Raw genomic sequence first — 10,248 nt, forward strand, 5'->3', positions numbered from 1 at the left:
ATCGGCGATGGCGAGACTGCGGATCGAAGCCGTGTCCAAGCGATTCGGCCGGACCGAGGCGGTGCGCGGGGTGAGCCTCGATATCGCCGACGGCGAGTTCATGGTGTTGCTGGGGCCCAGCGGATGCGGGAAATCGACGCTGCTGCGCATGGTCGCCGGGCTGGAGGAGCCCAGCGAGGGGCGGATAGCCCTGGACGACACCGATATCACCCACACCGGACCACAGCAGCGCAACCTGGCCATGGTTTTCCAGAGCTACGCGCTCTACCCGCACCTGACCGTGAGCCGCAATATCGGTTTCCCGTTGCGGGCCCGGCGTTCACCGCGCGAGAGAACCGCGGCACGCGTGGCGGAAGTAGCCGCGATCCTGGGGCTCACCGAACTTCTCGACCGCAAACCCGCCGCCTTGTCGGGTGGTCAGCGCCAACGGGTCGCCTTGGCTCGAGCCATGGTCCGCGATCCCGGAGCCTTCCTGATGGACGAACCACTGTCCAACCTGGATGCCAAATTGCGCAGCACGACTCGCGCCGAGCTGGTCGCGTTGCACCAGCGGTTGGGCGCGACGTTCCTCTATGTGACCCACGATCAGGTCGAGGCCATGACCATGGCCGACCGGATCGCGCTGCTGGACCGGGGCCGCGTCGAGCAGGTCGGTACACCGGCCGAACTCTACGACCGCCCGCGGTCGACCTTCGTCGCCGGTTTCCTCGGCTCCCCACCGATGAATCTGATTCCCGCGACCGTCATCGCCCGCGACGGCGGCCTCCGCGCGGTCGCCGCGGGTATCGATGTCGAACTACCCTTTCCCGTCTCGGAGTTCGACCAGGATGTGCAGATCGTGGCGGGGATGCGCCCCGAACGGTTGCGGCCGGAACCGGATGCGCCGGATATCCGGGGCCGGGTCACCCGGGTGGAGAACCTGGGCGGCGACGAGCTGATCCATTTCACGGCGGGCGCCCACACCCTGTGCGCACGGATCCGCCGACCCGCGGGAGTCGCCGCCGGGGACCACATCGGCCTGCGTATCGCACCCGCTGATATCCACCTGTTCCACCCGGATTCCGGGCTGCGCCTGGCTTGGCGGTCCACCCGGCCGGACGGCGCGGCGGCTGCCGTGGTCGCCGGATCCGGCACCACCCGATGAGGAGACCCACTGTGAAACGCGTCATGCCCGCACTCGGCCTGGTGTTCGCCACCGTCCTGGCACTCAGCGCCTGCGGCGGTTTCGGGAGCACCACGACCGAACCGGACGCCGGCGGCGAGCCGATTCCGGAGCTCGCGCCGGATCAACAGGTGTCGATCGTGTTCGAGTCCTACAATTACGGACTCGCCGGTGCCTGGACAGATACCTTCGACTCCCTGCTCGCCGAGTTCCGGGCCGAGTTCCCGAATATCACGGTGACCGCGCGGAAACCACAGGGCAACAGCCCCAATCCAGCGACCGACACTATTTCCAGTATCCAGAGCCAGATGGTCGCCGGCTCGCCTCCCGATATCGCGCAGCTCGGCTTCAGCGACCTCGATTTCACCGTTCACCAGCTCGGCGCGAAACCGCTCGATGCGCTGGTGGGTCGACGGGCTGTACAGGCCAACTTCGACGGCGCCGAACATCCCTACGCTCCGAAAGCCCGGACCCTGGCCGACTGGGACGGCCACACCTACGGTGTGCCTTTCGTGTTCTCCACCCCGGTCCTCTACTACAACGCCTCGCTGTTCGCCGCGGCCGGCCTGGACCCGCAACACCCACCGTCCACCTGGCAGGAGGTGAACGCGGCCGCGGCCGCGATCGCCGGCCGGACCGGCAAGGGCGGCGTCTACCTCGATTGCCTCACCAGGTCGGCCAAAGACTGGTGCTACCAGTCGCTGGTCCGCTCCAACGGCGGGCAGGTGATCTCCCCGGACCGACGGACACTCACCTTCGCCGACGCACCCGCGGTGGAGGTGGCGGCGATGGGCAAGCGACTCGTCGACTCGGGCGCCATGCCGCGGCTGAACCAGAAACAGGGTTATGAGGCCTTCGCGCGCGGTGAACTCGGCATGATCCTGGAAACCAGCGCCATGCAGGGCACATTCGTGCAGGGCGCCGCGGGCGACTGGGATCTGCGGTCCGCGCCGATGCCCGGCTTCGGGGACAAGCCGACGGTGCCGACGAACTCCGGCGCGTCATTGTTCATCCTGTCGGACGATCCGGCGAAGCAGCGCGCGGCCTGGGAACTCGTCCGGTTCCTCACCAGCGAGCGGGCCTACACCGAGATCTCGCAGCGGATCGGCTACCTGCCGCTGCGCACCGGCCTGATGGAGGATCCGGACGGTTTGCAGGCGTGGTCGGCGAAGAATCCGCTGCTGGCGCCGAATGTCGCACAACTGGCGACCATGGAGCCGTGGGTCTCGATGCCCGGCGACAACTACCTGCAGATCCGCGACGGCATGATGGAGGCGGTGGAGGCGGTGGTCTTCCAGGGCCGGGATCCGGTATCCACGCTCACCGAGGCCCGTGACCGGCTCACCGAACTGATGCCCGCGTCATGAGCAGGGTCACGATCGTCCAGCTCACCGATACCCATATCCGGCCCGCAGGCGAGCGGATGCACGGCTCGGTGGATACCTACGCCAACCTTCGCCACGTTCTCGACCAGCTACGAGCCTTCCGGCGACCGATCGACGCGCTGGTGCTGTCCGGCGACCTCACCGACACCGGATCTCCCCTGGACTATCGACGGCTGCGCGACGCGGTCGAACCGGTCGCCGCGGAACTCGGCGCGGAAACGCTCTATGTGATGGGCAACCACGACGAGCGGGAAGCCTTCGCCGCCGAACTGCTGGACTCACCCATCGGTACCGCCGGACCGCACGATCAGATACGCGATATCGCCGGTCTCCGCGTCATCGCACTGGACAGCACCACACCGCACCGGCACGACGGCACGCTCGAACCGGAGCAGCTCGACTGGCTCGCCGGCCAATTGCGCCATCCTGCCCGGCACGGCACGCTGCTGGTGCTGCACCACCCGCCGGTCCCGTCGCCGATCGCGACCACCGAGGCCCTTCGCCTGCGCCGGCCGGAGCGGCTCGCCGAGGTACTCACCGGGTCGGATGTGGGGTTGATCATCTGCGGGCACAACCACTACACCGGGGCGGCCGCGCTGAACGGCATCCCGGTGTGGATCGGGCCCGCGGTGTCGTACCGGATGGATCCGATCGCACCCGCCGGGCGGCACCGGGGCCGGGCCGGATCCGGTTACAGCCGTATCGATCTGGTCGGTTCGACGCTGATCGCCACCGCGATCGAGGCGACGCCCGCCGAGCTGGTCTACGACCGTGCCGAACAGGATGTACTGGCGCAACTGGCCGCACTGGCGGCGGAGGCCGGATAGATGCTCGTCGTCGAATCTCCGCCTGCCGAGCCGGCGCCGGGAATCTCGGTGGAACCGAGCCGGGTGCCCCGGCTGCGCCGGTTACTGCGAGGCGCGGTCCCGTATCTGTACCTCGCGCCGGCGTCGATATTGCTGGTGGTGTGGGTATACCGGCCACTGCTCCGCGCGGCCGAACTGTCCACCTATTCCTGGAATCTGCTACCCACTTCGCCTGCCGAGTCCGTGGGGGCGGCCAACTACGAGCGGCTCGTGCGGCTTCCGGATTTTTGGGACTCGATCGGCCGCACCGTCGAGCTCATCGCCGGACTGTTGCCGTTCACCGTCGTATTTCCGCTGATCATCGCCCTGGCGAGCCGCCGGGTCGGCGGCCGCGCTCGTACCGTGTATCACGCCTGTGTCTTCGCGCCCTTCCTGGTCGCGCCGGTCGCCGCCGCGGCGGTATGGCGCTGGCTGCTGCATCCCGGTGGCGGTTTCGTCGGCCGGGTGCTCGGGTCGCCACGCAACTGGGTCTACGACGTGAGCACTGCGCACGCGGTGATCATCGTGGTCACCGGCTGGCAGCTACTCGGATTCGCGGTGCTGGTGGTGTGGGCCGGTCTGGCCGCGATCGACGGCGACTATGCGGCAGCGGCGCGGGTCGACGGTGCGAGTCCCGGCCAGATCCGCCGTTGGATAACTCTGCCGCTGCTCTCGCCCACACTGCTCTTCCTGGTGTTGATCACAGTGCTGCTCGGTCCCACCCTGACCTTTCCACTGATCGATTCGATGACCCAGGGCGGTCCGGCGCAGGCCACCACCAATATCTACTACCTGCTGTGGGATTACGCCTTCCACAGTTTCGACGCCGGACTCAGCGCCGCGGCCGGGGTCCTGTTGTTCGTGGGGTTCGGTGCGATCGCCGCGCTCCTGCTGTGGTTCTCGGAGAAGGTGAGCGTCCATGACGAGTGAACGATTGCGCGGGGTGGGGGGCCATCTACTGCTCGCGATCACCGCGGTGCTGTGCGTCTTCCCGATCTACTGGCTTTTCGCGACATCGCTACGCCGGCCCGAGGATGTCACGGACCTGACCCCGATCCCGTGGCCGATCTCGGTCGCCAACTACGGAGACGCCGCCGGTGAAGTCGATATCCTGCGGCTGATCGGCAATACCTTTTTCGTCGCCGCGCTCTCGGCGACCGGCCAGCTGTTGATCGCTCTGCTCGCCTCGTATGCGTTCGCCATGTACACCTTCCGGTTCCGCAACGCGCTGTACCTGGCCTTCGCGGGTACCTGGCTGGTGCCGTTCCAGGTGACCATGCTGCCGAACTATGTCCTGCTGGCCCGGCTCGGTTTGATCGATACGCTGATCGGCGTCGTGCTCCCGACTCTGTGCTCGGCCCTCGCGGTGCTGTTGCTGCGCCAGCACCTGGCCGGGTTCCCCAAGGAACTGGTGGCGGCCGCGAAGATCGACGGCCGGTCCTCGTGGTCGATCCTGTGGACGGTGGTCGTGCCGAATCTGCGACCGGCACTCGCGGCGCTAGGCATTCTGCTGTTCATCAACGCGTGGAACGAATACTTCTGGCCGGCAGTCGTACTGCGACAGTCCAACGATGTGCTGCAACTGGGTCTGCGCAGTTTCATGGGTACCGAGGGGGACCAGTGGGGCCCGATGATGGCTGTTGCCGGGCTCGCCTGCCTGCCCGTGCTGATCATGTATCTGCTGCTGCAACGCCATATCGTCGACGCGTTCGTACGGTCGGGGCTGAAGTAGTGCCGCGGGTGCGCACCGTCGTGTCCGGCTCCGGGTCACGCCGGGATGGCGCGAACCGCCTCGGCTGGATCCGGATCGAGCGCATCCGTACATTCCAGGAACAACCCGACGGCGGGGTTCTCCTCGTCCGCCCGCCACACCGCGTACAGATCCAGCATCGGCACGGGATCGCGGAGTTTCACCGCCACCGTCCCGGTGCCGGCGGCACCCATCCCCATCGAAACCGCCCGCGGCAGCGACGCGAACCCGACGAGCGGGCGCACCGAAACCATATGCGCGGTGGCGCCGGGGTCATCGGCGGTCTGCGCGACCGCCAGCGTGATGTGCGCGCTCGCGGCCGCGCGGACGAGGGAGTCGTACATGGCGGGGCATTGTTCGCGCGCGAACAGCACGCATTCCTGATCCGCGAGTTCGGCGAAGGGCACACTCGACCGGTGCGCCCAGGGGTGTCTGCGCCCGACCACCGCGAGCAGCGGTACCCGGCGCATCAGCCGCACATACCGGAAATCGGTGGTGCTCGGATGGCCGTAGACCAGCGCGATATCCAGCGACCCATCCGCGAGTGCGGCCAACTGTGGTCCGGTACGTTTCTCCCACAGCGACACCTCGATGCCGGGATGACGGTCGGTCATCCGCGCCAGCGACTCCGGCAGCACATGTCTGCTGGCCGGCAGGTTGTAGCCGATATTGAGCGTCCCCACCCGCCCCTCGGCAGTCGCCTTCGCGGCCTGTGCCGCACGGTCCATCTGCGCCACCACGATCCGGGCCCGGGCAACGAACTCCCGACCGGCCGGGGTCAGCTCGACCTCGTGCGAAGTCCGTGCGACAAGTTGCACCCCGAGCGATTTCTCCAACTTCTGCAACTGTGCGCTGAGACTGGGCTGGCTCAGATGCAAACGACGGGCGGCCCGGCCGAAATGCAGCTCTTCGGCGATGGTGATGAACGAAATCAAATGTCGGAAATCCATACCACCGGCTCCTTTGTTCCGCCTGTACCGAACGTTAGCGCGACCGGGTAACCGAGGATGAACCACGACCGCACGTCCGGCACCGAGGTCGTGGCGTGCCGGTGAACCCTGTCCGACCAGTGTGTTGACTCGTAGTGCACAGTCCCCGGCCACACTGACTATCCGGCATGGGTCCGAGAGCCTGGCGGTATGCGATGGGTGTACGCGTTCGTATTCCTCCTTGCCGGACGCACCCGGACGCCGACCGCCCGCCTCCGCGTATCGCGGGGGCGGGCGGTCCGATCCGTGGGACTCAGCGCATTCGTGAGGCTCAGTGCGCGAGTACCGGCTCACCTTCGGCCGGAGCCGGCAGGGTGCTCGGCAGCAGCAGTGCCAGCACTACCGCGCCGAGGACGAAAACACCGGCGCCCCAGGTGAAGCTGGTGGTGTAGCTCTCGATGGCCGACTGCGCGACGGTGATCTGGTTCGGCGTCCGGCCGGCCAGATAATCGCTCGAGGCCGACGCCGCGATGGTGCTGAGCAGCGCGGTCCCGATCGAACCGCCCACCTGCTGGCTGGTGTTGATCATCGCGGACGCGACCCCGGCGTCGTCGTGCTTCACCCCGGCGGTGGCGCTCTGGAACGCCGTCGACATCGCCCCGCCCAGGCCGAGACCGAGCAGGATCAGCCCGGGCAGAATATGCGAGGCGTACCCGGTGTCGAGACCGATCCGGGTCAGCCAGGCCATGCCGAGCGCGGCGATCGCGAACCCGGCGCTGACGACCACCTTCGGCCCGAATTTCGGCAGCAGCAGCGAGGGTGTCGTGGTCGAGGACGCCACCATGGCGGCGACCATCGGCAGGAACGCCACACCGGTCATGATCGGCGAGTAGCCCAGCGTCAGCTGCATGTAGTAGGTCAGGAACAGGAAGATCGCGAACATCCCGATTCCCATGACGAACACCGCGAGGTAGGCCCCGCCACGGGTGCGGTCGAGCACGATGCGCAGCGGCAACAGCGGGTGCGCCACCCGCGTCTCCAGCCAGATGAACAGCCCGAGCAGCGCCGCGCCACCGATGAGGAAGGTCAGCGTGACCGAATCCGTCCAGCCTTCGCTCTCGGCGTGGGAGAACCCGTAGACGATGCCGAACAGCGCGGCGGTGACCACGACCGTTCCCGGGATATCGAGCTTCGGCCGCGTCGTGGCGACATGCTTGGCCAGCAGCAGCACCGCACCCACCAGCGCCACGGCCGCGAAGGCCAGATTCACGAACATCACCCAGCGCCACGAGGCCCATTCGGTGAGCGCGCCGCCGAGCAGCAGCCCGATCGCTCCACCGGTACCGGCGACCGCGCCGAAGATACCGAATGCCTTCGCCCGTTCGGACGGTTCGGTGAACGTGACGGTGAGCAGCGACAATGCTGCCGGTGCGAGCACCGCACCGAAGACACCCTGGCCGATACGCGCCGCGACCAGCATTTCGAAGTTGACGGCCGCACCACCGATGGCGGAGGCCACCGAGAAGCCGATCAGACCGATGATGAAGGTATTACGCCTGCCGAACAGGTCACTGAGCCGGCCGCCGAGCAGTAGCAGGCTGCCGAAGGCCAGCGCATAACCGGTGATGACCCACTGCCTGCTCGCGTCGTCGAAACCCAGGTCGCGCTGGGCCTCCGGTAGCGCGATGTTCACCACGGTCGCATCCAGTACGACCATGAGCTGGGCGACGCCGAGGACGGCGAGAACCCACCATCGCAGCGCGTGCGAACCGCGTCTGCCCGATGCTGTTTCCTGCGCGGACGGACCGCGATCGATCGTGGTAGTCATCTCGCCCCTTGAAGGAAAGTTGGATGTGGAGGAAGATCCGAGAAGTGGAGAAGGCACCTCCGCTTATATGAAGGCTAACACAATAACGGAGGATCAACCTCCACTTAATCCCGCCGTTGATAGAATGCCGATGTGAAACACGCCACGACCCTGCGCACACCCCGGCGTCTGCGCGCCGACGCCGCACGCAATCAGCAACGCATCGTCGAGGCGGCCCGTGAACTGTTCGCCGACCGTGGGCTGGAGATCACCCTCGACGACGTCGCCGAACGAGCGGGCGTGGGCGTGGGCACCGTCTACCGCCGTTTCGCCAACAAAAAGGAACTCATCGCCGAGGTCTTCGAACACAGCCTCGGCGCGTTCGCCGATACCGCCGAGGACAGCCTGCGCGACCCGGACCCCTGGCACGGCCTCGTACAGTTCGTCGAATACGCCTGCCGCCATTTGGCCGTCAACCGCGGCTTCAGCGAGGTCATCCTCGAACTCGACCTCGACACCGACCGCTTCCACGGCCTGCGCGACCGGATCAAACCCGCCGTAGCGGAGATCGTCGCCCGCGCCCGCGAGGCAGGGGTCCTACAGCCCGAGATCGAACCGTCGGACCTGTTCGCGATGATCCATATGGTCGACGGCCTGGCCGAATTCGCCAAACCGATCAATCCCGAGATCTGGCGCCGTTATATGGCGATCACCCTCAACGGCATCCGCGCGGACAATGTCGCGCGCCAGGAACTTCCGGTGCGCGCGTTGACCGACGACGAGGTCGACCAGGCGAAGACCGCCAAAGCCGCGCCCTGCGCCGGTCGGCGACGCTGACCGGACGAAAGTCCGGACCGCTCCTCTCGTCCCGATAGGCAGGCGGGCGAGCCGGCTCAGGTCGCACTTGCCCGAACTCGGCGAGTTCCTCGTTCCGGCAACTCGGTTCCGGATGTGCCGCACCCGCTGTCGGCACGTCCGGCGAAACAGCCCCCGCGGTCGGCTACGGCGGCCATCCCACCTCCGGGTCGGCCGCCGAGGCGGATCGGCACAACCGACCCTCGCGGATCAGCACCCGGCTGCCGCCGACGGTGCCGGTCGACCTGCTCTCCACACACGAGTCGGAGGTGGCAGCCGTCGTCCCGGCAATCTCCACGCTCGTGGCCAGCAGCGAGTCGATACGCGCCGGCCGATTGCGCCGAGCGTGGATCCGGTACAGAGCTCCTCCTACAGTCCCTGCCCCGAACTGGTGCCGGGAGCGTCCACAGGAGGCTCACCTTCCGCAGGAGGCTCACCTTCCGCCGGAGGCTCACCTTCCGCCGGAGGCTGACCTTCCGCAGAAGGTTCACCTTCGCCAGGAGGTCGGCCCTCGCCCGGAGGCTGACCTTCCCCAGGTGGCTGGCCTTCCGCCGGAGGCTCACCTTCCCCTGGAGGCTGACCCTCGCCCGGAGGCTGGCCTTCCGCCGGAGGCTCACCTTCGCCAGGAGGCTCACCTTCGCCAGGAGGCTGGCCTTCCGCCGGAGGCTCACCTTCGCCAGGAGGCTGACCCTCCCCAGGAGGCTCACCTTCGCCAGGAGGCACAGCCGGTCCGGGGTTGGGGGCAGGGGTGGAAGGCGGTGGGGTATCGGACTTGTCCTCATCGGATTCGTCGTCTTCGTCACCGCTGTCTTCTTCGTCTCCGCCGAGACCTTGAGACATCATGGCAGCCATCATGAGAGGGGTGATCATGTCCCCGATGCCACCGCCGCTGCCGCCACCGGTACCGCCACCAGTGCCGCCGCCGGCGCCGGGGGTTTGACCCGGGTCGGGGCTGGAACCCGACCCGGTCCCGGAGGAGCCGCCGGACCCGCCCGATTCGCTATCACCCGAACCGAGTTCGTCTGATGAGAGTTCACCCGATCCGAGGCCATCCGCTCCGAACGGACCCGATTCGGAGTCGTCCGCTCCGGGAGTGGTCGTTCCTGGCGTTGTCGGAGTCGTCGGAGTTGTCGGCGTAGTCGGAGTCGTCGGCGTAGTCGGGTAAGTCGGCGTAGTCGGGTAAGTCGGCGTAGTCGGATAAGTCGGTGTCGTCGGCGCAGTCGGCGTGGTCGGCGTAGGCACTTCCGGCGCCTCCGGAGTCGTGGTCTCTGGAGAGTCCGTCGCGCCAGGGACGTCGGCCGGCCCCTCTTCGGGATTCTCCTCAGCGCTCGGAGTCTCCTCGCCACCGAGCTGAGTGCCCGCGAAAATACCGGCGGCGAGAACAGCACCGCCACCAATGACCGCGGTCTTCGTGCTGATTCTCCGATTTCCGGGGGCGTTCGCCGGAGCATTGGCCGGAGCATTGGCCGGAGCGTTCGCCGGAGCATTGGCCGGAGCGTTCGCCGGAGCATTGGC

General features: G+C 67.3%; 8 protein-coding genes. 6 read left to right on the forward strand and 2 right to left on the reverse strand.

Annotation, left to right across the window (positions count from 1 at the left end):
* The first annotated feature begins 7 nt into the window (after positions 1 to 7).
* The 5 genes from IEY68_RS28590 to IEY68_RS28610 are packed head-to-tail and all read left to right on the forward strand — an operon-like array spanning position 8 to position 5,124.
* A complete protein-coding gene (locus tag IEY68_RS28590) occupies positions 8 to 1,144 on the forward strand; it encodes an ABC transporter ATP-binding protein (protein WP_063000125.1) in 1,137 nt (378 codons plus the stop codon).
* A gap of 11 nt (positions 1,145 to 1,155) precedes the next feature.
* Positions 1,156 to 2,529: an ABC transporter substrate-binding protein gene (locus IEY68_RS28595; protein WP_229719090.1), complete on the forward strand. Its 1,374-nt coding sequence runs from the start codon at positions 1,156 to 1,158 to the stop codon at positions 2,527 to 2,529.
* On the forward strand, positions 2,526 to 3,374 hold the full coding sequence (locus tag IEY68_RS28600; protein WP_063000117.1) for a metallophosphoesterase: 849 nt from the start codon (positions 2,526 to 2,528) through the stop codon (positions 3,372 to 3,374). The genes IEY68_RS28595 and IEY68_RS28600 overlap by 4 nt, the downstream gene beginning before the upstream one ends.
* The gene (locus IEY68_RS28605; RefSeq protein WP_063000115.1) at positions 3,375 to 4,322 is read left to right on the forward strand and encodes a carbohydrate ABC transporter permease; all 948 of its coding nucleotides are present in this window, start codon (positions 3,375 to 3,377) and stop codon (positions 4,320 to 4,322) included. It abuts the gene before it with no gap.
* A complete protein-coding gene (locus IEY68_RS28610) occupies positions 4,312 to 5,124 on the forward strand; it encodes a carbohydrate ABC transporter permease (RefSeq protein WP_063000113.1) in 813 nt (270 codons plus the stop codon). The genes IEY68_RS28605 and IEY68_RS28610 overlap by 11 nt, the downstream gene beginning before the upstream one ends.
* A gap of 35 nt (positions 5,125 to 5,159) precedes the next feature.
* Here the strand turns inward: IEY68_RS28610 and IEY68_RS28615 are convergent, their stop codons facing one another.
* Positions 5,160 to 6,092: a LysR family transcriptional regulator gene (locus IEY68_RS28615; RefSeq protein ID WP_063000111.1), complete on the reverse strand. Its 933-nt coding sequence runs from the start codon at positions 6,090 to 6,092 to the stop codon at positions 5,160 to 5,162.
* A gap of 310 nt (positions 6,093 to 6,402) precedes the next feature.
* Positions 6,403 to 7,899, reverse strand: coding sequence for an MFS transporter (locus IEY68_RS28620; protein WP_063000108.1), 1,497 nt, complete (start codon positions 7,897 to 7,899; stop codon positions 6,403 to 6,405).
* A 132-nt stretch (positions 7,900 to 8,031) separates the two neighbouring features.
* Here IEY68_RS28620 and IEY68_RS28625 point away from each other — a divergent pair, with 132 nt between their 5' ends.
* Positions 8,032 to 8,715 carry a TetR/AcrR family transcriptional regulator gene (locus IEY68_RS28625; RefSeq protein ID WP_063000106.1) on the forward strand — a complete coding sequence of 228 codons (684 nt, stop codon included), beginning with the start codon at positions 8,032 to 8,034 and terminating at the stop codon, positions 8,713 to 8,715.
* Positions 8,716 to 10,248: the final 1,533 nt, after the last annotated feature.

It is taken from the genome of Nocardia jinanensis (assembly GCF_014645735.1).
Taxonomy (GTDB): domain Bacteria; phylum Actinomycetota; class Actinomycetes; order Mycobacteriales; family Mycobacteriaceae; genus Nocardia; species Nocardia jinanensis.